The 26,358-nt window shown below is 57.5% G+C and carries 18 protein-coding genes, 1 tRNA gene and 2 other RNA genes; 14 read left to right on the plus strand and 7 right to left on the minus strand.

What is annotated here, in order from left to right:
* Positions 1 to 70 precede the first annotated feature (70 nt).
* From MT962_RS15160 to dppF, 10 genes are all read left to right on the plus strand, one after another.
* Positions 71 to 499, plus strand: coding sequence for an organic hydroperoxide resistance protein (locus MT962_RS15160; protein WP_024557834.1), 429 nt, complete (start codon positions 71 to 73; stop codon positions 497 to 499).
* A gap of 221 nt (positions 500 to 720) precedes the next feature.
* Entirely contained in the window at positions 721 to 2,400 is a 1,680-nt protein-coding gene (eptB, locus tag MT962_RS15165; protein WP_024557835.1) for a kdo(2)-lipid A phosphoethanolamine 7''-transferase, read from the plus strand.
* A 91-nt stretch (positions 2,401 to 2,491) separates the two neighbouring features.
* Positions 2,492 to 2,568: transfer RNA gene (locus tag MT962_RS15170), tRNA-Pro, on the plus strand.
* 34 nt (positions 2,569 to 2,602) lie between these two features.
* Positions 2,603 to 2,734, plus strand: a non-coding RNA gene (locus MT962_RS15175) — RtT sRNA.
* Between the two features lie 32 nt (positions 2,735 to 2,766).
* Positions 2,767 to 2,900, plus strand: a non-coding RNA gene (locus tag MT962_RS15180) — RtT sRNA.
* Between the two features lie 836 nt (positions 2,901 to 3,736).
* A complete protein-coding gene (gene dppA, locus MT962_RS15185) occupies positions 3,737 to 5,344 on the plus strand; it encodes a dipeptide ABC transporter periplasmic-binding protein DppA (protein WP_024557836.1) in 1,608 nt (535 codons plus the stop codon).
* Positions 5,345 to 5,549: 205 nt separating this feature from the next.
* Positions 5,550 to 6,569, plus strand: a complete 1,020-nt coding sequence (gene dppB / locus MT962_RS15190) for a dipeptide ABC transporter permease DppB (protein WP_024557837.1) — start codon at positions 5,550 to 5,552, stop codon at positions 6,567 to 6,569.
* Between the two features lie 9 nt (positions 6,570 to 6,578).
* Positions 6,579 to 7,481 (plus strand): dipeptide ABC transporter permease DppC, encoded by a 903-nt coding sequence (gene dppC / locus MT962_RS15195; protein ID WP_024557838.1) that lies wholly within the window; start codon positions 6,579 to 6,581, stop codon positions 7,479 to 7,481.
* An 11-nt stretch (positions 7,482 to 7,492) separates the two neighbouring features.
* Positions 7,493 to 8,488 (plus strand): dipeptide ABC transporter ATP-binding protein, encoded by a 996-nt coding sequence (dppD, locus tag MT962_RS15200; RefSeq protein WP_247365987.1) that lies wholly within the window; start codon positions 7,493 to 7,495, stop codon positions 8,486 to 8,488.
* On the plus strand, positions 8,475 to 9,485 hold the full coding sequence (gene dppF, locus MT962_RS15205) for a dipeptide ABC transporter ATP-binding subunit DppF (RefSeq protein WP_024557840.1): 1,011 nt from the start codon (positions 8,475 to 8,477) through the stop codon (positions 9,483 to 9,485). The genes dppD and dppF overlap by 14 nt, the downstream gene beginning before the upstream one ends.
* Before the next feature lie 68 nt (positions 9,486 to 9,553).
* Here dppF and pgaD read toward each other — a convergent pair whose 3' ends face one another.
* From pgaD to bcsE, 7 genes are all read right to left on the minus strand, one after another.
* On the minus strand, positions 9,554 to 10,075 hold the full coding sequence (gene pgaD / locus MT962_RS15210) for a poly-beta-1,6-N-acetyl-D-glucosamine biosynthesis protein PgaD (RefSeq protein ID WP_024557841.1): 522 nt from the start codon (positions 10,073 to 10,075) through the stop codon (positions 9,554 to 9,556).
* Positions 10,076 to 10,077: 2 nt separating this feature from the next.
* Positions 10,078 to 11,406: a poly-beta-1,6-N-acetyl-D-glucosamine synthase gene (gene pgaC, locus MT962_RS15215; protein ID WP_024560498.1), complete on the minus strand. Its 1,329-nt coding sequence runs from the start codon at positions 11,404 to 11,406 to the stop codon at positions 10,078 to 10,080.
* Positions 11,403 to 13,418 (minus strand): poly-beta-1,6-N-acetyl-D-glucosamine N-deacetylase PgaB, encoded by a 2,016-nt coding sequence (gene pgaB / locus MT962_RS15220; RefSeq protein ID WP_024560497.1) that lies wholly within the window; start codon positions 13,416 to 13,418, stop codon positions 11,403 to 11,405. Before pgaB ends, pgaC begins: the two co-directional genes overlap by 4 nt.
* Positions 13,419 to 13,427: 9 nt before the next feature.
* Positions 13,428 to 15,899: a poly-beta-1,6 N-acetyl-D-glucosamine export porin PgaA gene (pgaA, locus tag MT962_RS15225; protein ID WP_024560496.1), complete on the minus strand. Its 2,472-nt coding sequence runs from the start codon at positions 15,897 to 15,899 to the stop codon at positions 13,428 to 13,430.
* A gap of 853 nt (positions 15,900 to 16,752) precedes the next feature.
* The gene (bcsG, locus tag MT962_RS15230; RefSeq protein WP_028019747.1) at positions 16,753 to 18,441 is read right to left on the minus strand and encodes a cellulose biosynthesis protein BcsG; all 1,689 of its coding nucleotides are present in this window, start codon (positions 18,439 to 18,441) and stop codon (positions 16,753 to 16,755) included.
* Positions 18,434 to 18,631, minus strand: coding sequence for a cellulose biosynthesis protein BcsF (gene bcsF / locus MT962_RS15235; protein ID WP_024560532.1), 198 nt, complete (start codon positions 18,629 to 18,631; stop codon positions 18,434 to 18,436). The genes bcsG and bcsF overlap by 8 nt, the downstream gene beginning before the upstream one ends.
* A complete protein-coding gene (gene bcsE / locus MT962_RS15240) occupies positions 18,628 to 20,190 on the minus strand; it encodes a cellulose biosynthesis protein BcsE (protein ID WP_247365988.1) in 1,563 nt (520 codons plus the stop codon). Before bcsE ends, bcsF begins: the two co-directional genes overlap by 4 nt.
* Positions 20,191 to 20,350: 160 nt before the next feature.
* On the opposite strand from bcsE, the gene bcsR reads away from it, so the two are divergent.
* Genes bcsR through bcsB form a run of 4 tightly spaced genes read left to right on the plus strand, consistent with a single transcriptional unit; the run spans position 20,351 to position 26,358 of the window.
* Positions 20,351 to 20,554: a cellulose biosynthesis protein BcsR gene (gene bcsR, locus MT962_RS15245; protein WP_029590659.1), complete on the plus strand. Its 204-nt coding sequence runs from the start codon at positions 20,351 to 20,353 to the stop codon at positions 20,552 to 20,554.
* 12 nt (positions 20,555 to 20,566) lie between these two features.
* The gene (gene bcsQ / locus MT962_RS15250) at positions 20,567 to 21,313 is read left to right on the plus strand and encodes a cellulose biosynthesis protein BcsQ (protein WP_024560530.1); all 747 of its coding nucleotides are present in this window, start codon (positions 20,567 to 20,569) and stop codon (positions 21,311 to 21,313) included.
* Positions 21,300 to 23,912 (plus strand): UDP-forming cellulose synthase catalytic subunit, encoded by a 2,613-nt coding sequence (gene bcsA, locus MT962_RS15255; RefSeq protein WP_247365989.1) that lies wholly within the window; start codon positions 21,300 to 21,302, stop codon positions 23,910 to 23,912. The genes bcsQ and bcsA overlap by 14 nt, the downstream gene beginning before the upstream one ends.
* Before the next feature lie 13 nt (positions 23,913 to 23,925).
* Positions 23,926 to 26,358, plus strand: coding sequence for a cellulose biosynthesis cyclic di-GMP-binding regulatory protein BcsB (gene bcsB / locus MT962_RS15260; RefSeq protein ID WP_247365990.1), 2,433 nt, complete (start codon positions 23,926 to 23,928; stop codon positions 26,356 to 26,358).

The raw sequence follows: 26,358 nt of genomic DNA on the forward strand, positions 1-26,358 counted from the left end.
GTAACGGCTAACAAGACCCCGGCGCATTGCGTCTATCCTTTGATAACACTCACAACAGAAGGAGAAAGCCATGTCCTTAGAAAAAGTGGTCTACCGCGCCAAAGCGAAAGCGACCGGTGGCCGTGATGGTCGTGCAACCTCTGATGATGGCGTACTTGATGTGAAGCTTGGCGTGCCGAAAGAGATGGGCGGTATGGGCGGCCAGGTGACTAACCCGGAGCAGCTTTTTGCGGCGGGGTACTCCGCATGCTTCCTGGGTGCGCTAAAGCATGTCGCCGCGCAGGAGAAGAAAACCGTGCCGCAGGATGCCTTTATCGAAGGTCAGGTAGGCATCGGCCCCTTACCGACCGGTTTTGGTATTGAAGCGCAGCTGGATATTCATCTGCCGGGTATGGATCGGGGCGAAGCGGAAGCGCTGGTGCAAAAGGCGCATATCGTCTGTCCGTATTCCAACGCCACTCGCGGCAATATTGATGTGAAGCTTAACGTCATTACCTGATTTGCTCGCTTCTTGACCGTTTGTGACAGCCTGTTTCCGGCCCGGGTATTTTGTAAATATCCGGGTCTGCCCGCGTAATTTTTCTAACTTTTTCCCGCCGCTATGGTCTACTAGCGCACGTCTGAGATAAGAATCTGTCGATTCCTCTTGTTTTTTACGTATGAGTTTTCTCTTTGAACGAGGGAAAGCGTTATTGCACCTGTGTTGCCGGGGCGGCTTGCATGAGATATATCCTCTCAATGACGCAGCAGAAAGTCAGCTTTCTGCTCGCGCTCTATATTGGTCTTTTTTTCAACTGCGCGGTGTTTTACCGTCGCTTTGATGGATATGCGCAGGATTTCACTGCCTGGAAGGGAATTTCCGCCGTGGTCGAACTGTTTGCGACCGTTTTAGTCACCTTTTTCCTGCTACGCGTGCTTTCCTTATTTGGCCGGCGCGTATGGCGTATTCTCACAACGCTTATCGTGCTGTTTTCCGCCGCCGCCAGTTATTACATGACGTTCCTGAACGTGGTGATTGGCTATGGCATCATCGCCTCGGTAATGACCACGGATATCGACCTCTCAAAAGAGGTGGTGGGCTGGCAGTTCTTCGTCTGGATGATTGCCGTCAGCGCGCTGCCGATGGTGCTTATCTGGCGCAACCGCTGCAGCTTTACTCTGTTACGCCAGCTGCGCAGCCGTGAGCAGCGTTTGCGCAGCGCCATTGTGGTGGTGGTGGCTGGCGTGCTGGTCTGGGCGCCGATTCGCCTGCTCGACCTGCATCAAAAAAATGTGGAACGTACCTCCGGCGTGGATATGCCGAGCTACGGCGGCGTGGTGGCGAACTCCTACCTGCCCTCTAACTGGCTTTCAGCGCTGGGTTTGTACGCCTGGGCGCAGGTGGATGAATCAAGCGACAATAAATCACTGATGAACCCGGCGAAGAAATTTACGTACGACGCCCCAAAGGGCATTGATGATACGTACGTCGTGTTCATTATTGGTGAAACCACGCGCTGGGATCACATGGGCATGCTCGGTTACGACCGCGACACCACGCCGAAACTCGCGCAGGAGAAAAACCTGGCGGCGTTCCGCGGCGAGTCGTGCGATACGGCGACCAAGCTCTCCCTGCGCTGCATGTTTGTGCGCGAAGGCGGAGCGGAAGATAACCCGCAGCGTACCCTGAAAGAGCAGAACATTTTTGCGGTGCTTAAACAGCTCGGTTTTAGCTCCGATCTCTATGCCATGCAGAGTGAGATGTGGTTCTACAGCAACACCATGGCGGATAACATTTCGTACCGCGAGCAGATTGGCGCCGAGCCGCGTAATCGCGGCAAGCAGGTCGATGACATGCTGCTGGTGGAAGAGATGCAAAACTCGCTGAGTGAGCATCAGAAGGGCAAGCACATCGTTATTTTGCATACCAAAGGGTCGCACTATAACTATGTGCAGCGCTATCCGCGCAGCTTCGCTCGCTGGCAGCCGGAGTGCATGGGCGTAGACAGCAAGTGCAGCAAGCAGGAGCTGATTAACGCCTACGATAACTCGGTGCTCTATGTTGACAGCTTTATCTCGAAGGTGATTGATCAGGTGCGCGATAAGAAGGCCATCGTCTTTTACGCCGCCGACCATGGCGAATCGATCAACGAGAAAGAGCATCTGCACGGCACGCCGCGCAACATTGCGCCGCCGGAACAGTTCCGCGTGCCGATGATGGTCTGGATGTCGGATAGCTATCTGGCGGAGCCGGAGCACGCGCGCGCTTTCGCCCAGCTTAAAAAGCAGGCGCAGGATAAGACCGCGCACCGCCACGTTGAGCTTTACGACACCATTATGGGGTGCCTGGGTTACACCTCGCCGGACGGCGGAATCAACCAGAACAACAACTGGTGCCGCGCTCCCGCGACGCAGAAATAGCCAGCGGCGCTGGCTTTCCAGGCGATCGCGTGGCTTTTTTAAATAAGGTATTGACGCTGGGTTAGCACGGCAGTAATATGCGCCCCGCATTCGGTGATTGGCGCAGCCTGGTAGCGCACTTCGTTCGGGACGAAGGGGTCGGAGGTTCGAATCCTCTATCACCGACCAAATTCGAAAAGCCTGCTCAATGAGCAGGCTTTTTTGCATTTAACGCCTGTGAGGATGAGAACCTCCGGGGGTGGAGGTTCGACTCGAGCGCAGCGAGAGAACGTTGCTTAAGCAACGGCCCGCAGGGCGCGTCACGCAGTGACGTGTAATCCTCTATCACCGACCAAATTCGAAAAGCCTGCTCAATGAGCAGGCTTTTTTGCATTTAACGCCTGTGAGGATGAGAACCTCCGGGGGTGGAGGTTCGACTCGAGCGCAGCGAGAGAACGTTGCTTAAGCAACGGCCCGCAGGGCGCGTCACGCAGTGATGTGTAATCCTCTGGCACCGACCAAATTCGAAAAGCCTGCTCAACGAGCAGGCTTTTTTGTATTTAACGTTCGCGCTTTTATCTCAAGCGGCGAATAAAGCCGCCAATAAAACAGGCGGCGAGACTTAACCGCGAAAAAATCATTTCCATTCTCTTTTTTAATAAACGCTATTTGCCAGATTATTGGCGTTATTTAAACAGAGCGAAGAAAGCCTCATTTTAAATAGGCTATTTTTGTTTCTTTTATCTTTTAGTCCAACGCGCCAGCACGCAACGCATCCGTTCATAAAAAGCAGTTTTTAACCAAACGGCAGATGGCGATGAGGGACTCTATTTTTTGCGGCGCCCTGACGGTTTTGTGAGATATTCCATTGAAAATTGTTATGAAAAAGGGTGGATACTTTTCCCTCCGCTTATAGATCCTGCCAGCATTTTTAGCTGAAGCGCTTCATGTTTGCAGCATGAATCGTTCATTACTTCGCCAGCTCGCCACTAATTTTACAGAAATGGCGCAAACCATAACCGCTGGATGTTGCAAGTTATTAAGAGGATTATCCTGGCATCAGGGTAGTAGCATAAATTTCCCTGCTGGAAATAGCGGCTTGAACTTTTTTTAATCTTTGTTTGTTGTTTCTCACCCCGCTTGTAAATCCCGGTGACCTGTATTGACGTTTTCCTAATCTGTTGACAGATTGTAGGGCGTGAGGGGCCCTTTACGGACAAAATGCACTGCTTCCTGGTCAACCTTACGAAAGGAATCCCCATCCTCACAACGCCCAGCGGGCACCCCGATCGGACCGGGTAAAAAACAAAAAAAGGTCTGACGGATAACACAACACCCACCACATTGGAGCAGAAGAATGAGTATTTCCTTGAAAAAGTCAGGGATGCTGAAGTTTGGTCTGAGCCTGGTAGCCATGACCGTTGCAGCAAGCGTACAGGCAAAAACCCTGGTTTACTGTTCAGAAGGCTCGCCGGAAGGCTTTAACCCACAGCTCTTTACCTCTGGCACCACCTATGACGCAAGCTCAGTGCCAATTTATAACCGCCTGGTAGAATTCAAAACCGGCACCACCGAAATCATTCCGGGCCTGGCTGAGAAGTGGGACGTCAGCGAGGACGGCAAAACGTACACTTTCCACCTGCGCAAGGGCGTGAAGTGGCAGGACAATAAAGAATTCAAACCGACGCGCGATTTTAACGCCGACGACGTTGTCTTCTCTTTTGACCGTCAGAAAAACGATCAGAACCCGTACCATAAAGTTTCTGGCGGCAGCTACGAGTACTTTGAAGGCATGGGCCTGCCGGCGCTCATTTCCGAAGTGAAAAAAGTGGATGACTCTACTGTTCAGTTCGTGCTGACTCGTCCGGAAGCGCCGTTCCTGGCTGACCTCGCCATGGACTTCGCCTCGATTCTTTCCAAAGAATACGCCGACAACATGCTGAAAGCCGGCACGCCGGAGAAAGTTGACCTGAACCCGATCGGCACCGGTCCGTTCCAGCTGCTGCAATACCAGAAAGATTCGCGCATTCTCTACAAAGCGTTTGAAGGCTTCTGGGGCACTAAGCCGAAGATTGACCGTCTGGTCTTCTCTATCACGCCAGATGCTTCCGTGCGTTATGCCAAGCTGCAGAAGAATGAATGTCAGGTGATGCCGTACCCGAACCCGGCTGACATCGCCCGCATGAAGCAGGACAAAAACATCAACCTGATGGAGCAGGCGGGCCTGAACGTGGGCTATCTCTCCTTCAACACCGAGAAAAAGCCGTTTGACGACGTGAAAGTGCGTCAGGCGCTGACTTACGCGGTGAACAAAGAAGCCATCATCAAAGCGGTATACCAGGGTGCGGGCGTTGCCGCGAAAAACCTGATCCCGCCGACCATGTGGGGCTATAACGACGACGTTAAGGACTACACTTACGACGTTGAGAAAGCAAAAGCGCTGCTGAAAGAAGCGGGCCAGGATAAAGGCTTTACCGTTGAGCTGTGGGCGATGCCAGTACAGCGTCCGTACAACCCGAACGCGCGCCGTATGGCGGAGATGATCCAGTCTGACTGGGCGAAAATCGGCGTTCAGGCCAAAATCGTGACCTATGAGTGGGGTGAATACCTCAAGCGCGCGAAAGCGGGCGAACACCAGGCGGTGATGATGGGCTGGACCGGCGACAACGGGGATCCGGATAACTTCTTCGCCACGCTGTTTAGCTGCGACGCGGCGAAAGATGGTTCCAACTACTCCCGCTGGTGCTACAAGCCGTTTGAAGATCTGATTCAGCCGGCGCGCGCCACCGACGACCACAACAAGCGTATCGAGCTTTACAAACAAGCTCAGGTAGTGATGCATGACCAGGCGCCTGCGCTGATCGTCGCTCACTCCACCGTCTATGAGCCGGTGCGTAAAGAGGTTAAAGGCTACGTTGTGGACCCGCTGGGTAAACACCACTTCGAAAACGTATCTGTCGAATAATAAGCAAGTAAGATACCCGACTCCCTCTCCCTGACCGGGCGAGGGGCGGGGTGGGGAGCCGCAGCGAAGTCCGCCTCCTCACCCGTCCCTTTCCTGCCGGGGGAGGGGAAGGGTGTATTCCCTCCCGAACGGGAGCGTGAACACATTTGTGAGCAATACAGACGCACTGTCACCAGGCCGTGCGTCATTACAGAGAATCCGGGTTATGTTGCAGTTCATCCTCCGACGTCTGGGGCTTGTCATTCCGACGTTTATCGGTATTACCCTTCTCACTTTTGCCTTTGTCCATATGATCCCCGGCGACCCGGTGATGATCATGGCGGGCGAACGTGGCATTTCCCCCGAGCGTCATGCGCAGCTGCTGGCTGAACTGGGCCTGAACAAGCCGCTGTGGCAGCAGTACCTCAATTATATCTGGGGCGTATTGCACGGCGATTTAGGCCTCTCGCTGAAAAGCCGCCTGCCGGTGTGGGAAGAGTTCGTTCCGCGTTTCAAAGCGACGCTGGAACTTGGCGTTTGCGCCATGATTTTCGCCGTAGCGGTCGGTATCCCGGTTGGGGTTCTGGCGGCCGTGAAGCGCGGCTCTATTTTCGACCATACCGCCGTGGGTCTCTCGCTCACCGGTTACTCCATGCCTATCTTCTGGTGGGGCATGATGCTTATCATGCTGGTGTCGGTGCAGTGGAACCTGACGCCGGTTTCCGGGCGCGTCAGCGACATGGTGTTCCTCGACGACACGAACCCGCTTACCGGCTTTATGCTCATAGACACCGCTATCTGGGGCGAAGAAGGCAACTTCATTGATGCGCTGGCGCACATGATCCTGCCTGCCATTGTGCTGGGCACCATTCCGCTGGCGGTTATCGTGCGTATGACGCGCTCCTCCATGCTGGAAGTGCTGGGCGAGGATTACATCCGCACCGCGCGCGCCAAAGGGTTAACCCGCATGCGCGTGATTGTGGTGCATGCGCTGCGCAACGCCATGCTGCCGGTCGTCACGGTTATCGGTTTGCAGGTCGGCACGCTGCTGGCGGGCGCTATCCTCACCGAGACGATTTTCTCCTGGCCGGGTCTTGGCCGCTGGCTGATTGACGCGCTGCAGCGCCGCGATTATCCGGTGGTGCAGGGCGGGGTGCTGCTGGTGGCGACGATGATTATTCTCGTCAACCTGCTGGTCGATCTGCTGTACGGCGTGGTGAACCCGCGTATACGTCACAAGAAGTAAGGGGCCATCATGTCTCAAGTTACAGAAAACAAAGCCGTTGCGGCCCCGGTGCCGATGACGCCGATGCAGGAATTCTGGCACTACTTCAAGCGCAACAAAGGCGCGGTAGTAGGCCTGGTCTACGTCGTGGTGATGATCATCATCGCCGTGTTCGCCAACTTTCTGGCGCCGCATAACCCCGCCGACCAGTTCCGCGACGCGCTGCTCGCGCCGCCGGTGTGGCAGGACGGCGGCAGCTGGGCGCATATCCTCGGTACCGATGACGTCGGCCGCGATACGCTCTCGCGTCTGATGTACGGCGCGCGCCTGTCGCTGCTGGTAGGCTGCCTGGTGGTGGTGCTGTCGCTCATCATGGGCATTGTGCTCGGGCTTATCGCCGGTTACTTCGGCGGCGTGGTGGATGTCATCATCATGCGCGTGGTCGATATCATGCTGGCGCTGCCGAGCCTGCTGCTCGCGCTGGTGCTGGTGGCGATTTTCGGTCCGTCGATAGTCAACGCGTCGCTGGCGCTCACCTTTGTGGCGCTCCCCCACTATGTGCGCTTAACCCGCGCCGCAGTGCTGGTGGAAGTGAACCGCGACTATGTGACCGCCTCCCGCGTGGCGGGCGCAGGCGCCATGCGCCAGATGTTCGTCAACATTTTCCCCAACTGCCTTGCGCCGCTGATTGTTCAGGCGTCGCTCGGTTTCTCCAACGCCATTCTCGACATGGCCGCCCTTGGCTTCCTTGGCATGGGTGCGCAACCGCCGACGCCGGAGTGGGGCACCATGCTCTCCGACGTGTTGCAGTTTGCGCAGAGCGCCTGGTGGGTAGTGACCTTCCCGGGTCTCGCTATTCTGCTGACGGTGCTGGCATTTAACCTGATGGGCGACGGCTTGCGCGACGCGCTCGACCCCAAACTCAAGCAGTAAAGAGGCACGAGATGGCGTTATTGAATGTAGATAAATTATCGGTGCACTTCGGCGACGAAGGCGCGCCGTTCCGCGCCGTAGACCGCATAAGCTACAGCGTGAATCAGGGCGAAGTGGTGGGCATCGTCGGTGAATCCGGCTCAGGGAAGTCGGTCAGCTCGCTCGCTATTATGGGCCTGATTGATTACCCCGGCCGCGTGATGGCCGATAACCTGGAATTTAACGGCCAGGACTTAAAGCGCATCTCTGAAAAAGAGCGCCGCAACCTGGTGGGCGCCGAAGTGGCGATGATTTTCCAGGACCCGATGACCAGCCTGAACCCCTGCTACACCGTGGGCTACCAGATTATGGAAGCCATCAAGGTGCATCAGGGCGGCAACAAGAAAACCCGCCGCCAGCGGGCTATCGACCTGTTAAACCAGGTCGGCATCCCGGACCCGGCGTCGCGTCTGGACGTCTACCCGCACCAGCTCTCCGGCGGGATGAGCCAGCGCGTGATGATAGCGATGGCCATCGCCTGCCAGCCGAAGCTGCTGATTGCCGACGAACCGACCACCGCGCTGGATGTCACCATCCAGGCGCAAATCATCGAGCTGCTGCTGGAGCTTCAGCAAAAAGAGAACATGGCGCTGGTGCTTATCACCCATGACCTCGCGCTGGTGGCCGAAGCGGCGCACAAAATCATCGTGATGTACGCAGGCCAGGTGGTGGAGACGGGCGAGGCGAAAGATATTTTCCGCGCGCCGCGCCACCCTTACACCCAGGCGCTGCTGCGCGCGCTGCCGGAATTCGCGCAGGACAAAGCGCGGCTGGCCTCGCTGCCAGGCGTGGTGCCGGGCAAATATGACCGCCCGACGGGCTGTCTGCTGAACCCGCGTTGCCCGTACGCCACGGAACGCTGCCGCGTTGAAGAGCCGGGCCTGAACCTGGTGGACAACGGTCGCCAGTCGAAATGCCACTATCCACTCGATGATGCCGGGAGGCCGACAAATTATGAGCACGCATGAGGCCACCTTACAGCCGCAGCCGCTGCTGCAGGCTATCGATCTGAAAAAACACTATCCGGTGAAGAAAGGCTTCTTCGCCCCGGAGCGTCTGGTGAAGGCGCTGGACGGCGTGTCGTTCACCCTTGAGCGCGGCAAAACGCTGGCGGTAGTGGGCGAGTCGGGCTGCGGTAAATCGACGCTGGGCCGCCTGCTCACGATGATCGAAACGCCGACCGGCGGCGAGCTTTACTATCAGGGGCAGGATCTGCTCAAGCACGATCCGCAGGCGCAAAAGCTGCGCCGCCAGAAAATTCAGATTGTCTTCCAGAACCCGTATGGTTCGCTGAACCCGCGCAAAAAAGTGGGGCAGATTCTGGAAGAGCCGCTGCTTATCAACAGCGATATGAGCAAAGAGGCGCGCCGCGAGAAAGCGCTGGCGATGATGGCGAAAGTGGGGCTTAAAACCGAGCACTACGACCGCTATCCGCACATGTTCTCCGGCGGTCAGCGTCAGCGTATCGCCATCGCCCGTGGGCTGATGCTGGACCCGGACGTGGTGATTGCGGACGAACCGGTCTCGGCGCTGGACGTATCCGTACGCGCGCAGGTGCTGAACCTGATGATGGATTTGCAGCAGGACCTGGGACTTTCCTACGTCTTTATCTCTCACGACCTCTCGGTGGTGGAGCATATCGCCGATGAAGTGATGGTGATGTACTTAGGCCGCTGCGTAGAGAAAGGGACGAAAGACCAGATCTTCAATAACCCGCGTCATCCGTACACTCAGGCGCTGCTGTCCGCCACGCCGCGTCTGAATCCGGACGATCGTCGCGAGCGCATAAAGCTGACCGGCGAGCTGCCAAGCCCGCTCAACCCGCCGCCGGGTTGCGCCTTTAACGCTCGCTGCCGTCGCCGCTTTGGCACCTGCACCCAGATCCAGCCAGCGCTGAAGAGCTACGGCGGGCAACTGGTGGCCTGCTTTGCGGTAGACCAGGACGAGAACGCGGAAAAGCGCTAACGCCTGACCCATAAAAAAAGCCGACGCATGCGTCGGCTTTTTTTTATCTTCTGGCTTTATCTGCTGGATTAGTGCGGCCGGTTCTCTTCCACCAGCGAAGCCGGCACCGTTTCGCCGGCGGGCAGCAGAGGGAGCCTGCCTGGCTCGGTCGGCGCCGGCAGCAGGTTTTCGCCGATAGCGCGGTTGACCTCCACATGATCGATGCCGCCATGGTCATCGTGAAACACCGTCTGAACGCGTCCTTTGTTCATCTCCGTCACCAGTTTTGGCGTTATCTGGAAGCTCTCCGCGACCTCTTCATGCTCAAGGTCAGGGCGGCGTTTACGCCGCTCCACGCGAAAGCGAAACTGGTTGTATTTTGCCCAGATAAGCAGCGCGACGCCGTTAAGCAACGCCATCAGAACATAGATGGCGATAGTGCCAAGCGTGGCGTAAAACGGACGCGGTCCGGTTGTCGCCGGCAGCATTAACTCTTTCATCAGGTCAAAATAGATGAGGTAAGTAAACGCCGCCCAGGCGATGACTGTCAGCAGGACGTCGAATACGCGCGGCGCAAGGCGCTGCTCGGTGAAAATTAACGGCTGCATCATCACTAGATCCTCCCTATACCACGATCGGGGCTGACCCAACGCGCGCGGGCGCGCTGGCGTTTAAGCATCACTTTCGGGAAGGCGACCAGCGTGGTGAACAGGCTTAACATCCAGTACACCACCGGGAACCAGATAACCCAGAACAGTGAAGTGCCAATGTTCTTCTCATAGCGTCGCTCAATGAGCAGGCTCACCATAAATTGCAGCAAACAGACCACGGCCAGAATTAACCCGGTGAACTCTGGCGGGAACAACCGCTGGATGAGAAGCGAATCGGGCAGCGGGAAAATAAAGCCCAGCACGAAAAGCACGATGCTGGCGGCGTAGGCAAACGCCCACGTTGTCGAAAGACAAAACTCGGCAAACAGCGGCCACATGCGGCGGTATTCCCACGACCACAGGCGACGCATGTTGACCAGGAACACTTCCGCGCCGCCCTGCGCCCAGCGCAGACGCTGTTTCCACAACCCTTTCATGGTTTCCGGCATCAGGATCCAGCACAGCGCGCGCGGTTCAAAGAATATCGACCAGTGACGCAGCTGCAGCTTCCAGCTGATATCGATATCTTCGGTGATCATATCCGGGCTCCAGTAGCCCACTTCCGCCAGCGCGCGGCGGCGGAAGGCGACAATCACGCCGGAGACGGTAAAGACCTGGCCGTAGATACGCTGGGTGCGTTTGATAAGGCCGATAATCGAGGAGAACTCGCCCACCTGCACGCGGCCCACAAGCGTTGAACGGGTGCGAATGCGCGGGTTGCCCGTCACCGCGCCGACGCGCGGGTGTTGCAGCAGCGGCGCCACCATGTAAGCGGCGGTATCGCGGTCCAGCAACGCGTCGCCGTCGATGCAGACCAGATACTCGCTGCGGGCCGCCGCCGCGCCGGTTTTCAGCGCCACCGCTTTGCCCTGGTTTTCCGCAAGGTGAATCACGCGCAGCCGCGGATATTCTTCCGCCAGCTGGTTAAGCACGTCGGCGGTGTTGTCCTTCGAACCATCGTTAATGGCGATGACTTCCGTATTGGCGTAACGCTGCGCCAGCGCCGCCTCTACGGTCTCCCGCGCGTTCAGCCCTTCGTTGTAGCAAGGGATGAGAATGGAGATAAGCGGGTTGCCCGGCAGCTCCGGCGGCGGCGCGTCATCGCCCCATTTCCACTTGCGCTCCCGGTAGAACCAGAAGTAAAGACCGCCCGTAATCCACAATGCAGACATAAACAGCGGCCAGAAGAAGACGAAGTTCAGCATCACTTCACCAGTGAAGATAGCGGCGACCCCCAGCGGGATACTGAACACCAGGCACAGAATTAAAAAAGCTATGATGCGATCGGTCATTTTTGCGGGTACCAGTATGCGGAGAATGCCGGTCGAACGTCGGACATCTCAGGTTGATCGTTAATGAAATCATCGGGGTAGTAGCCAAAGTTGAAGGCACCGCTCATCTGGAGCTGTTGCATCCACTCTTTCAGCTGCTCGCCGCTGATTTCCGCGTGATTTTCCTGTTTGCGCCAGTCGCGCGCCTGCAACTCAAAAACGGTTCTGTTTAACGCGCCCGGATGTTCCGCCACCGCATGCACCAGCTTCTCGAGCCAGGCGTTGCTTTCGTTGAGCGGCACGCCTTCCATCAGCGGCATCGCCATCGGCGCCGTCCAGTCGTAGGTGGTAAGGAAGTCATTCAGGTTCTGCGCGAACCAGGATTCGCTTTTCGGATCCAGCACCGGCATGGCGTAGATATTGCGCGCCGTTCTGACTTGCGGGCCGCGAATCGTACGCACGGTCTCGGTTAACGACTTCGTAAAGTCGATAAGCTCCCGGCTCTTGTAACGCGTCCAGCGCTCAAACTCCTGCGGGTTGTTGCGAATGTCCGTAATCGTCCCTTTAAAGCCCGCCTTGTGGTACGCCGCCATGGCGTCCGGGCTGGCGTCTTCAAAGTCCGTCAGCAGCGCGTCGTCATGGAACAGCACGCCGTTGAAGTTGGAATAACGGGCCAGGTCTTCGTAGATTTCAGTGATGCGCTGGCGCGCCACCGGGTTCCACGGCGAAAGACGCTGGTACTGTTTCGGGTCCACTTTCGCGGTGCCGCTTTCCGGGTCCCAGACCTGCACGCGCGGCAGGGATTTATCCAGATCGAAGGCCAGCACCGGCATCCAGGCGTACACCTTCACGCCGCCGCGGGTTTGCAGCTGCCAGGCCAGGAAGTTAAAGAGGTCGGAACGCACCGGCAGCCAGCGGTTCTTGAAGTAGAGCTCTTTGACGGTGCCGTCGCCGGTCGGGTCCGCGTAAGCCTGCAGGAAGACGTGGCTTATCTTCATGTCAAAGACGCGCTGGATAAGCTTGTCGATGTTCTTCTGCTGCTGTTTCGGGTCCTTGTCGTAGACGTAGTCCAGGTCCACGTGCATCACCCGCATCTGAGTCGGTTCCTGCGCGTCGATAACCGCGTTGGCGAAGTTATTGATAGACGGGTTGCCCGACACCAGATAGCGCGGAATGCTGTCGAGGTTTTTGACGTTGCCAAGTCCCTCGTTAAGGGTGAACACCATCTGATAGCCATGCTTTTTGATTATCGACAGCGACACGCCGTTGGCCGCGCCATAAGGCCAGACCCAGGCGCGCGGCGCCTTGCCGGTCGTTTCCTTGAGTTTGGCGGTGATGGTGGCTACGTCTTTCTCAATACGCGCCCGGAACTCTTCGTCCGTCTCGTACTGGCCGGTCTTTTTGTTAAACATGCGGTTCGCGACCGCAGGCTGCGAGCTGCCCTGCGGGTTAGCCACGCCGCCATAGTGCGAAGCCCAGGTATGCGAACCGATCTCCACCAGCGGCGAACGGCTCACTTCGCGCACCATATCCCAGGTGGCGAACTTCTCGCGGGCGGTGGGCAGGCCGCCGAAATCGACCTTTTTGTTCTCCGGCGTGCTGACCCAGATGCCGACCGGCGCCCACAGGGCGGGCCAGTTATAGGCTTTCAGCAGCGGCCAGACGCGGGTATAGAAACTGCTGTAGCCGTCATCGAAGGTCAGCAGCACCGCTTTTGGCGGCAGGGGCGCGCCGCCGTTGCGGGCATCCAGGATCTGCTGCACGCTCACCGGCCGGTAGCCGTTGCGCTTAAGCCAGACCATCTGGTCATTGAGCGCGCTGGTACGCACTGACATGTAGCGCTGGTCCGCCCCGTCATCTTCGATATCGTGATAGGCAATCACGAGGAAGCTGTTGTGCGGCCAGGGTTGATTAGCTTCTGGCATAGGTCTTTCCGCAGGCGGCGTAAAGCGAGGGTTTTCCGCGTTGCCGCAAGCGGTCATCAGTAACCAACCAGCGAGCAACAGGCCCATACGCAGGAAATGTTTCAACATGAAAAGTCCTTAAAACCTGACGTTTAAATCAAAGGAGACGGAGATATTTCTTTCACGCTCGCCGTCGTAGGGACGTCTGTCCCAGGTGAGCATGAATCCGCCTTCCACCACGTTGTTCCACTGGACACGCTGTCCGTACCCAACAGTCGTAATCAGCCCGCTGCCCTGACCTTTTTGCATATAGCTGCCGACGCCTGCGTAAAGCTGCTGCGTCCAGGCGTTGTCATAGTGGTGATAGAGCAGGTGTTCGGCGGTAAGCCCCGGCACCAGCGAGAGATCCCGTTTCGGGTTGTAATAGTTCACGTTCTCTTTGTTGTTAAAGCTGCCGCTGATGCTGGGGGTAAAATCCAGCGTAAAGCGGGGGCGGGAAAAGAGACGTTCATGGCCGCTCAGGCTGTATTCAAACCGGTCGTTGCCGTCGGAGAACCAGGACGGCGCCACGCTTAGCTGATATTCACGTCTTTCGTTCTGATACCAGCGCACAAACGCATCGCCGCCGTTGGCCGTCACGCCGCTACGCAGCGCACGCAGCGGCGTATTGCGCGAGATTCGCTCAGCTGAGCCGCCCACGCGCCAGTTGTCGTTGAAGTCGTGCCAGCCGGCAAGGCGAGCGCCAATCTTCTGGCCGTCGTTAAAGTTACGCCCGGAGATCTCCGCTTCAGCCCAGTTGTCGCGTGAGCGCCACTCCACGCCGCCCAGCACGTCGCGGTTATAGCCTTTACCCTCTTCAAACTCGCCGGTGGCGAAGTTAAAACCGGCAAAGAGCCGCACGTTTTCGTTAATCGGCGGGCTATAGAGGGCGCTCTGGAAGGTAAAGTCGTGTTGACCGCTGATGGGGCTGTCAGAGTCGATGCCCTGGCTGCCCGCGATGCGCAGTTCCATTTTGTCATGCACGTCGCGCAGGCGCGCCAGACGCTGCGAGTCCTGGTCTTGCGGGCTGCGGGCCATGACGTCGTCAATCAGCAGGCGGGCCTGCTCCCACTCATAAAGATCCATTGCCACGTAAGCCTGTTGACGCTCCAGCTCGAGGTTATTCGGCTCCAGCACTTCAGCGATTTTCAGTTCCCGCTCCGCCCGACGGGGCAGACCGCGCGTTTCCAGCACGGAGGCATAACCGATGCGCAAACCCTGGTTGCCGGGGCCGGAACGGGCCAGACGTTCAGAAAGCTCTTCCGCCGCCGGCAGGTCGTTGGTCATCGCGCGATACTGCGCCTGTAATGTCTGACCGAGCAGCCAGTAGTCGTTCGGTTCCGGCGTCGGCGAGCCGTAATAACGGCGCAGATAAGGGGTGTTCTTAACCAGCTCGTCTATTTGCGCCTTCGCCGCTTCGTAATCGCCGTTTTCCATCCGGGTGAAGAAGAGCGCCTGGGTGTCGTCTTGCGAAAGCGACGTGACGCGGAAGGCTTTCGGGTTGTCGCTGCGAAAGACTTCGTTCATCAGCACTTCCGCTTTGTCGGGGCGCTGTCGGGTCAGGTAGGCGGAAGCGACCCAGCGTTTGGCGTAGGCGGGCACCGGCTGGCCGTCGGCGCTGAGCGCTTCATACTCGCTAATGGTTTCGTCAATCCTGCCGCGCGCCATCAGGGCGCCGAGGCGGTCAACGCGCGCGCGGCGATAGTCCGCCTGAGCGGCCGGATCGTTGCGCCAGGTATTGAGCAGACGGTCATAGCGAGACAGCGCTTTGTCAGCCAGCAGGTAGCGCTCTTGCTCAGTGCGGGTAGGCATAAAGGCGGTGCGCACCATTTCAGCTGCCGCGTCGGTCTGCAGACGGCGGCCCATTTCCGGGGAGACGGCGGCGCTTTCGGAAAGCTCCAGCGCAGGCGAAGAGACGCGGTTAGCCGAGAGCGTGCCGGTCAGGAACTGCGCGGTGCCCTTGTTCTGCGGGTTCTCTTCCTGCGCGCGCGAGGCGGCGAACAGCGCATCCCAGCTCTTGCCCTGCGCGCGGTACGCGTAAGCCAGCGCTTCGTAGTTAGCCGACGTCGGGGCGCGGGCGACCATCTGACGCGCCTCTGACACCGCCGCGTTATAGTGACGGGCGTCCGCCATGGTCATCACCCAGCCCGCGCGGATATCGTCGTTTTGCGGCTCCATCGCCAGCGCGGATTCCCAGTGCGCCAGCGAGGCGGGATATTGCTTAAGGTTGCGGTAAGACCGGGCGACCGCCACCTCACCGCGCGCCGGGATAGCAAGCGTGTCGTGATAGCGCTGCCAGACCTTAACCACCTCGGTATCCTGGCCGGCCCAGTTCGCGACCTGCAGCCAGTCGGCCACCTGGTTGGCGGTGAGTGGGTTTTGCTGCTCATGCTCACGCAGATAACCAAGCAAGGCGGTGGTATTGCCACTGCGTGCTTCCTGCACCAGCGTGTCATAAACAGGGTCAGCGGCAAGTCCTGCCAGCGGAAACGCCATTGCCAGGCTGGCGGCAAGACAGGTTCTGAGCCGAATACGCAAAACGGCTTTATGATGTAGATGCGGGCTACGCATAGCTCTCCTTAATATATCTACCCTGATTATTGAGCGGCCGATATCCTGGATTGCCTAAGCAATTCATTTCAGCGAGCCGTGCCAGGTAGTTTCTTAATATTTTGTTGCGACGTAACTCATGCGAAAGTCTGATTGGTCGGTAAATAAAAAATAATAAGCAATGAGCTCGGATTTAAACCTTGGGGCATATCGGTAACGCCAGCAGGGCCGTTACTGAATAAATCCTCAGGCAGAATAAATTAACGGTGTTCAGGCTGCTTTTGGTAAGCGCTTTTATCGCTTATTTAAGTCTGATCATTATGAATAAGTTGCCATCATGAATAAGTGCTAATTTCGTCGGGAGGGAGTGAGAATCTAATTCTTTCGTGTGGGTTTAAGGTAAGCTAATGAATTGTATTGTTTTTACTGTCGAGGTGCGGCGACTTCTTGAGGAGTAATCTGAAAGTTAGCCTGGAAACTAATCATTATGCTTGTGGTCTCTGTCGTTTTACAGAATGATAGGTTTTAACGTGGAGAAGCAGGAAGTTAAACCATGGATTAAATTAACGGATATATATTTTTCTCACCCTTTTGCGGGAATAAAGGAGAGCGAAGATAATACTTCGCAAAGGGAACAAGAAATATCCGTTGTAGCCGGGACATAAGCGGTCATACACGAATTAGTTAAATAAGAAAAATTAAAGCGGTAAAATAGCCCCGCGATATTCTGTAGAGAAAACTTGAACAAATAATGACGCTAATGAGACAGTTCATTGTTTCTTAAGCGCTCTTTTTGCGTGCAAGAACTGAGCAGCGCGTTTGCGGGCGCCGTTTTTCACAGGGAAAACGGCGCCCGGGAGAGGCGTCGCAGCGGTTACTGCGGGTAGGGCACCCAGTCGCCGCCGCTCAGGCGGACATAAGGTTTACCCTGGTACTGGATTACCACGGCGTTAGCGTTTTCAGACACTGGCGCGGTTTGCGGCAGATTTTTTGTCAGCGCGTCCCAGTCCACCCGGTCGGCGACAAAGTTTTTGCCATCCACTGAACGCGCCACCAGTTCCGAAATAGCCAGGAAGCTGCTGGGCTGATCGATTTCAATGGCGCTGCCCTGATGCGGCGCTTTCATGCCGACAAACTTCACCCCTACCGGCACATGGGTGATGGCGGGGGATGGAATATCACGCAGGCCGGAAACCTGCATTCTGTCGCCCTGCAGCGCCGCGCCATGTTCCGGCACGATAACCACCATCACCCGGCGATTCTCTTTTTCTATCTGCGTCAGGAACGCGTCCAGTTCGTCAAACAGTTTCTGCGCCCGCAGCTTGTAATCTGCGGGTTTGCTGTTGCCAGGGAAATGGTTGCCGTCGTGCAGCGGCAACATATTAAAGAAGGTCGCGCTGCTCTTCGTATTATCGCGCCCCTCCTGTTCCAGCCAGCGGTTCAGTACGGCGGTATCGTTATAAACGGGCGAACCGTCGAAAGAGAGCAGGTTAACAGGCAGGTCTGCCTGGTTCATCAGCGGCGCTTTCATGCCGCCAAAGTCGCGCACTTCTTTAAGGAAATCTCCGAACAGGCCGTTATGGTCCATCATCAGATGCTGCGTGAAGCCCAGCTTCTCCAGGTTATCGAACAGATAACAGGCTTCGCCGGCAGGCTGGTAAAGGTTTTTATGCGATGGCTGGCCGCAGCTGGCGCGCAGCAGGCGAATCGCCGCCGGGCCGCTGTAAGAGGTGCCGGCGTTAAAGTTTTTAAAGACGATATCAAAGTGCGACCACAGCGGATGGTTCATTAGCCCGGTGGCTTCAACATCTGACCAGGCGAGCGAGCAGATGTTGATCACTAACAGTTCAAACGGCTGCGCGTCGGCAGGCAGGCTGGCCGGAAGCGGGGTCTGACGTTTGGCTTCGCTGGCGTAAAAGCTGCTGAGCCACGCATTCAGGTTGGCGGTGGTGGGCGGGCCGTCCTGGGCGGGAATATCGCCTGAGACCAGCGCGCCGCCCGTACTGGCGCGCGCGACCGTATTGTCCGCGCCGCCGCCGGTCGCGGTGACCGTGGCGGCGGCGTTCTGGCCTGCAGGCCACAGCGAGATAACCGGGCCGGTCAGCGTAAGCACGTTCAGCCAGAGCATTATCGCCACCACAAAAACGGTAACCCGCAGCCACTGAGAGAGAAACAGCCAGGCCACCAGCAGCACAAACGCCGCGCCGACCATCTGCCAGTTAATAAAGCGCGTAATAAGGTCGAAAATATAGTCGCTGCTAAAGCCCGCGATTTGCGACCCCTGGCTGACCAGGCTTTGCGGCCCCGGCAGCCAGGTATCCCGCCAGAACAGCGCGAAGCCCACAGGCAGCGCCAGCCAGTGGCGCAGGCGGTGCAGGTTGCGGTTCGGTATTGGGAACAGCAAGAAAGCCATAAAAACCAGGTTATCCAGCGCGTGAAAATTGAGGTAACCGGTCCACAGCAGGCCAAACTTCAGTAAAAAATAGTAATTCCAGCCGGAAAGGCCGCGCCAGTATTGCCAGCCAGAGGCTGACGCCGGTGCGGAAGAGGTTTGATTAGTCATGTTGTTGGTCTGCCTTGACGTCGGTGCGGCGATGGAGCGTGCCGACCGGTTTCAGATAGCGGGGTTTAAAAAAAATCGGTCGTACCAGCGCCGTCAACCGCCTGACGGAATGGCGGGCCGCATACCCCAGCGGAAAGAAAATGACGGCGCACAGCGCGACAAGCTGCAAAATATCGCTGACAGACATCATCTGCGGGGCTCCCCTTCGGGCTCGCTCAATAAGGTGATGAGCGTCGGAACGCGACGCCGGGCGTTGTCGTCATGGCGCTGGCTGGCGACAGGGGTGGCATCGGCAGTCATTTTTAACGGTTTGCTCCACTTTTCTGGCTGCATGGCGCGCATCTGTACGATTTCTGCGGCTATCTGCGCATCCTCATACCAGACCATCCGGTTGGAAAAAATATCGGCGACAGGCAGCGGGAAGATATGCTTCAGCGCGGTATCAAGATCGGGAATACGGCAAAAAGAGAGAAACAGCACCAGACGGTTTTCGCCCAGCGTAACAATATCCCCCGCTCTTGGCGGACGGCATAACGTTAGCGCCTGCTCTATGCGGATCCCCGGCACCGGGCGCAGCGCCACCAGGACGCCCTTGCCGTCTTTCGGCAGAAGCGTGTTATTCATCAATGCGCCGACCGAGTCGCAAAACGTCTCCCACGGCTGGTAACCGCGAAGCTTCAGCGGCTGCATCGATTCCAGCAGGATGGCGATCTCCTGCGGCACCTGACGAGAAAAAGTTTGTCCCTGCACGCTTTCAATCAGCGTCAGACAGCGTGAAAGCGGCGCGTTCCACGGGATCACGATATTGGCGCCGCAACCCAGCAGCAAACGCTCATCCGTCGCGCGCACGCTGCCCTGGCTCTCGCGCACGATGATTTTCATCGCCGAGCCGCGTTGCCGACGCAGCGCATGGATTTGCCGCGCCACGCTCTCCACCTGGCTGTTGCTGCTCAACGCGAAAATAACGGTAGCGGCCTGCGCCTGCCGCGCTTCGGTGAATAACGCATCGTTGCTGTCGAACAGGCTCCAGTTTTCTGACAGCGGCGGGGCGCCTTCCAGTACGGAAAGGTGGCTCAGCACGCGGCGCTCATCGTTGCGTGATTGCGGCGCAATCTCCTGCTGCGGCGGCAGCGTCCAGCGCTGCCCTGCCTCAATCAGGCGCAACTGCTGACGCGCGCTCACCCCTTTCTGGTTGAACCAGAAAGCCACGTCATAAAGCCAGGTATCGCCCTCATAGCGCAGCGTAGTAAGCCCGGACAGCAGCGCATACTGATTTGCCAGCGCTGAAATATAGGGGTCGGGATCGAGGCTGGGATTCAATAAAAGCAAGGTACAGTGGTGATATTTCGCCCAGGCGTTAGCATCTTTAACCCAGCGGCGCAAGTGTGTGGCTGATATATTTTGCAAGCCATTTTCGTTGCACAAAATAATAATCATGCAGTGATGCGGATTAAGGCTGCATAATAAGTCCTGCGTCAATCCATCAAATGCCTTAGAATCATGTGGTAATGAAAATAAAAATAATCTTTTCGGACCGTGATCGCCTTCTAATTTTATGTGCTGATGCTGCATTTCGCCTGTGGTAATAACCGCGACTTTGGCGCTTTCATTTTGTGAAGCGACCGTACGATTTACCAGCTTTATGGCGTCTTCATACCTGTCTATGTTTACCCACCAGAGCCCTCCGGCGGGCAGCAGGCGCAATTCGTCCCATAATGCGTTGATGCCAAGATAAAAAACCGGATCCATTGCGCCCCTCATGAAGCAAATAGTCTCTTATTAGCGTACTAGCAAAATTCAAAAACATACCTACCATTGAAATTATAGGCAGCAGATTAGCAATGGGATTAATTTCGTTGCGCGGCAGTACGTTTCTTCCATTATTGACCTGAATGAGCTACAGGAGTGTATGCAAATAGCCGGAATAAATGCTAACCCCTTGTCGACGCCGGAGCAGGGGTACACTTTCCAGAATGATTTAGCGACGCTTAAACACGTATTTCATCTGCCTGAAATTAACTATTCGGATATTTCGCAGCAGGAAAACCTTAAAGCGGCAATTAATCGCTGGCCGCTGCTGGCTGAATTGGCTGAATTAAATAAACGTCAGTGAACGGAGCTGCGGATGACAATACTGGGATTACAAGGCGTGCGCGGCGGGGTGGGAACCACCTCATTAACGGCGGCGCTTGGCTGGGCATTGCAACAGCTTGGCGAGACGGTACTGGTTGTCGACGCCTCCAGAGATAATCTGCTGCGGCATTTTTTTAACGTCGATTTTTCCCATGAGCAGGGCTGGGCGCGCGCCATGCTGGAAAAAGGGTCGTGGCGCGCCTGCGCGTGGCGTTATACCCCTGACCTTGATCTGCTGCCCTTTGGACAGTTAACCCAGGCCCAACTGCAACGCTGGCCGGAAACAGAACACTCTCTTATTGAGTTTGCCGCTGCGCTGCAAATGTTAAAGGCCAGCGGGCGCTACCGCTGGATTTTGCTCGATTTGCCGGCGGAGCACACCCTGCTTACCCGCAGCCTGATTAGCGTAACGGATAACGTGCTCAGCATCGCTACGCCAGACGCCAACTGCCATATCCGTCTTCATCAACAGGCGCTGCCGGAGGGCGCGGATGTGCTGGTGAACGGGCGCGCCCTGAACAGTCAGCTGCAGGATGATATTTATCAGCTCTGGCTGCAAACCCAGCGCAACCTGTTGCCGATAGTGATTCATCGTGATGAAGCGGTGGCGGAAGCGCTGGCGATAAAGCAGCCGCCCGGCGAATACCGGGCCGATGCCCTGGCTTCAGAGGAGATCATAACGCTGGCGAACTGGTGCATTCTTCATTACGGCGAAGAGGCGTTGCATGAGGGTCGCTAGTTGGCTGCTCGTCCCGCCAGTCGGCGCCCGTCTGAGCGAGCGCTATGGGCTTTACCGCCGCCATGGCGCGCCCGCCTTCAGCGCGGCCGTAGGCTGCCTGCTGTTTGTTATCGGCTGGATGTTTCTGCCGCTGGAAAATCGCCGCTGGCAGGCTATCCGCGCGCGGCATGATGCGCTGTTTCCCCATATTAATCCTCTGCGCCCGCGCCCGCTGGACTGCGCCCGTTATCTGTTGCAAAGCCTGTGGCTGATGCTGGTTAAGCCGCAAGGGTTGCTGACGACGCCGCGTTGGCGTTCAGTGTCCGGGCTGCAACGCTTACGCGCCCGCTATCATCTGTGGCTGGAAAACCTGCCGCAGCGCTTTAGCGAAAGCACACAGCGCCATGACGACAAAAAGGAGCTTGGGCATCTTAGCGCGCGCTGGCGGCGGATAATTCTTGGTGTGGTGATTGTTTTCTCCCTGCTGCTGGCGGTGCTCTGCATCACGCAGCCCTTTAACCCTCTGTCGCAGTTCATCTTCCTGCTGCTGCTGTGGGGCGTGGCGCTCATGGTGCGACGGCTGCCGGGGCGTTTCTCCGTGCTCATGTTGGTAGTGCTTTCGCTCACGGTCTCCTGCCGCTATATCTGGTGGCGCTACACCTCAACCCTGAACTGGAACGATCCGGTAAGCCTGGTCTGCGGCCTGGTGCTGCTCTTTGCGGAAACCTATGCCTGGGTTGTACTGGTGCTCGGCTATTTTCAGGTGGTCTGGCCGCTTAACCGCCAGCCGGTTCCGCTGCCAGAGGAGATGGCGCAGTGGCCTTCCGTTGATATCTTCGTGCCGACTTACAACGAAGATCTCAACGTCGTGAAAAACACGATTTACGCCTCGCTTGGCATCGACTGGCCGAAAGACAAGCTCACCATCTGGATCCTCGACGATGGCGGCAGGGAGGCGTTCCGCCGGTTCGCCAAAGAGGTCGGTGTGAACTATATCGCCCGCACCACGCATGAGCATGCCAAGGCGGGCAATATCAATAACGCGCTCAAGCACGCCACCGGCGAATTTGTCTCTATCTTTGACTGCGACCATGTGCCTACACGCTCGTTCCTGCAGATGACCATGGGCTGGTTTGTGAAAGACAAAAAGCTGGCGATGATGCAGACGCCGCACCATTTCTTCTCACCGGATCCGTTTGAGCGCAACCTGGGCCGTTTTCGTAAGACCCCGAATGAGGGAACGCTGTTCTATGGTCTGGTGCAGGATGGCAACGATATGTGGGACGCCGCCTTCTTTTGCGGCTCCTGCGCTGTCATCCGCCGCAAGCCGCTGGACGAAATCGGCGGCATCGCGGTGGAAACCGTGACCGAAGACGCCCATACCTCGCTGCGCCTGCATCGCCGGGGGTATACCTCTGCCTACATGCGCATTCCCCAGGCGGCGGGACTGGCGACAGAGAGCCTCTCGGCGCATATCGGCCAGCGCATCCGCTGGGCGCGCGGCATGGTGCAAATTTTCCGTCTTGATAACCCCTTATTTGGCAAAGGGCTGAAATTCGCGCAGCGGCTTTGTTACGTGAACGCCATGTTCCACTTTCTTTCCGGTATTCCGCGGCTTATTTTCCTGACCGCGCCGCTGGCGTTCTTAATGCTGCACGCTTACATCATCTACGCCCCGGCGTTGATGATTGCGCTCTTTGTCTTGCCGCATATGATTCACGCCAGCCTCACCAACTCCAAAATTCAGGGCAAATATCGCCACTCTTTCTGGAGCGAAATCTACGAAACCGTACTGGCCTGGTACATTGCGCCGCCGACCTTCGTCGCCTTAATCAACCCGCATAAAGGGAAGTTTAACGTGACGGCGAAAGGGGGGCTGGTGGAAGAAGAGTATGTCGACTGGGTTATCTCGCGTCCCTACATCTTCCTGGTGCTTCTGAACGTGGTCGGGCTGCTGGTCGGCGTCTGGCGCTACGTCTATGGCCCGCAAAACGAAATTCTCACGGTTATCGTTTCCATGGCCTGGGTTTTCTACAACCTGATTATTCTCGGCGGCGCGGTGGCGGTTTCCGTTGAGAGCAAACAGGTGCGGCGCGCCCACCGCGTGGAAATGGTCATGCCGGCGGCAATCGCCCGTGAAGACGGCCATCTCTTCTCCTGTACGGTGCATGACTATTCGGACGGCGGGCTGGGGATAAAAATCCATGGCCAGGCGCAGGTACGGGAAGGGCAAAAAGTGAAGCTGCTGCTTAAGCGCGGCCAGCAGGAGTACGCCTTCCCGGCCCGGGTAGCCCGCGTGTTTGGTACGGAGGTGGGGCTGCATCTGGACCAGATGAGCACCCGTCAGCATATCGATTTTGTGCAATGCACGTTTGCGCGCGCGGATACCTGGGCGCTCTGGCAGGACAGTTTCCCGGAAGATAAACCGCTGGAAAGCCTGCTGGATATTCTCAAGCTTGGTTTTCGCGGCTACCGCCATCTCGCGGAGTTCGCGCCCTCCTCAGTAAAAATGGTTTTCAGGGCACTCACTGCGCTGGTCGGCTGGGTAGTGTCGTTTGTTCCTCGCCGTCCGGCGCGTGGGGTTGCCGGGCAAGCGCCGGCCCCGGTTATGAGTCAATGATGATGAAAAGGCAATGAAAAGAAAATTCTCCTGGAGTTGTGCACTAGCTGTTGGAATAAGCGCGCTGTTGACGCTGACCGTTCAGGCGGCGCCCGCGGCGAATCCCCAGGCGACCGCCGCGCCGACGGTGCCGACGGTCGCGCCCGCAACGCAGGGCGTGGTGACGGCGCAGCCGACGCAGGCGGAGCAGGTCACGCCGGATGTGCCGCCGCCGGTCGGGCAGGCGCCGGTGCCTGCCGCAGGCGACCCTGTCGTCGGTCAGGTGATGCCCGGCGTCAACGGCGCCGGCGCGCCGGTTGCGCAGAGCGACACGCCTTCCCGTGAGGTCAAGCTCAGCTTCGCCTCTATTGCGCCTGCGCCAGGCAGCATGGTGCTGCGCGGCGTCAAGCCTGACGGGGCGGTGGAGTTCGGCATGCGCAGCGACGAGGTAGTTTCTAACGCGATGCTGAATCTGGAATACACGCCATCGCCTGCGCTGCTGCCGGTACAGTCCCAGCTCAAGGTTTATCTTAATGACGAACTGATGGGCGTATTGCCCGTGACCAAAGAGCAGCTTGGTAAAAAAACGTTCGCCCAGATGCCGGTCGACCCGCTCTATATCAGCGACTTTAACCGCGTGCGGCTGGAGTTTATCGGCCATTATCGCGATGTCTGCGAAAACCCGACCAGCAGCGCGTTATGGATGGATGTGGGGCGCAACAGCTCTGTCGACCTGACTTTCCAGAAGCTTCAGTTGCAAAACGATCTGTCGCATTTCCCGGTGCCGTTCTTTGACCCGCGGGACACGCGCCCGCTGGTGCTGCCCATGGTTTTCGCCGCCTCGCCGGACCTGACCCAGCAGCGCGCCGCAGCGATAGTCGCCTCCTGGTTCGGCGCGCGCGCGGCATGGCGCGGGCAAAATTTCCCGGTGCTCTTTAACCAACTGCCGGAGAGCAGCGGCATTGTTTTCGCCACCAATGATAAGCGCCCCGACTTCCTGCGCGATCGCCCGCCGGTAAACGCGCCGACTATCGAGATGGTAAACCACCCGCAACACCCCTGGATGAAGCTGTTGCTGGTGCTCGGGCGCGATGACAACGATCTCCTGCAGGCGGCGAAGGGCATCGCCCAGGGCAATATTCTGTTCCGCGGTTCAAGCGTGGTGGTCGGTAACGTTAAGCCGCTGCTTGCAAGGCAGCCTTACGATGCGCCGAACTGGGTACGTACCGATCGCGCTATCACGTTCGCAGAACTGAAAACCTATGAAGAGCAATTGCAGTCGAGCGGTCTGGAGCCTGGCTCCATTAACCTGACGCTGAACCTGCCGCCGGACCTGTACCTGCTGCGCAGCAACGGGATCGATATGCGGCTAAATTACCGCTACAGCGCGCCGGTAGCGCGCGACAGTTCGCGGATGGACATCAGCCTTAATAACCAGTTCCTGCAGTCGTTTAGCCTGCAACCCAAAGAAGAAACTAACCGACTGCTGCTGCGCCTGCCGGTATTGCAGGGGCTGCTGGATGGCAAGACCGATGTCTCTATCCCGGCGCTGAAACTGGGCGCCGTTAACCAGCTGCGTTTTGATTTTCAGTACATGAACCCTATGCCGGGCGGTTCGGTGGACAACTGCGTTACCTTCCAGTCGGTGCGAAATAATGTGGTCATCGGCGATGACTCCACGCTCGACTTCTCGCGTTATCACCACTTTATCGCCATGCCCGATTTACGGGCGTTCGCCAACGCGGGCTTCCCTTTCAGCCGTATGGCGGATCTCTCCGACACGCTGGTCGTGGTGCCGCCTGAACCGCAGGCCGCGCAGGTGAGCGCGCTGCTCAACACGCTGGCGTCCATCGGCGCGCAGACCGGCTTCCCGGCGGTTAACGTCACGGTGACCGATAAGGGTGACGACATAAAAAATAAAGACGCCGATATTTTGATAATTGGCTCGCTGCCGACGCGCTTTAAAGACGATCAGCATCTGGATCTGCTGGTGCAGGCGAATGAAAGCTGGGTGAAAAGCCCGACGCGGGAGTATCAGTTGCCGACGGCGATACCGGATGAGCATGACCGGCAGGCGAAAAGCCAGTCCACCATTATCTCCAGCGCGCCGATGGCGGCCGTCATCGGCTTTCAGTCGCCTTACGATGACCAGCGCAGCGTCGTGGCGCTGCTGGCGGACAGCCCGCGCGGCTACCAGTTGCTTAATGATGCGCTGAATGACAGCGGCAAACGCGCGGCAATTTACGGCTCGGTGGCGGTCGTCAGGGAATCCGGCGTCAATAGCCTGCGGGTCGGCGATGTTTACTATGTCGGTCATCTGCCGTGGTTTGAGCGGATCTGGTACGCCTTCTCCGGTCACCCCATCATGCTGGCGATTTTCGCCGTGGTTACCGTGGTGCTGCTCGCGTGGGTGTTATGGCGTCTGCTGCGCATCCTGAGCCGCCGCCGTCTGGGCTCAGAGGAGTAA

Origin of the sequence: Franconibacter sp. IITDAS19, assembly GCF_023079515.1 — a bacterium.
Taxonomy (GTDB): domain Bacteria; phylum Pseudomonadota; class Gammaproteobacteria; order Enterobacterales; family Enterobacteriaceae; genus Franconibacter; species Franconibacter pulveris.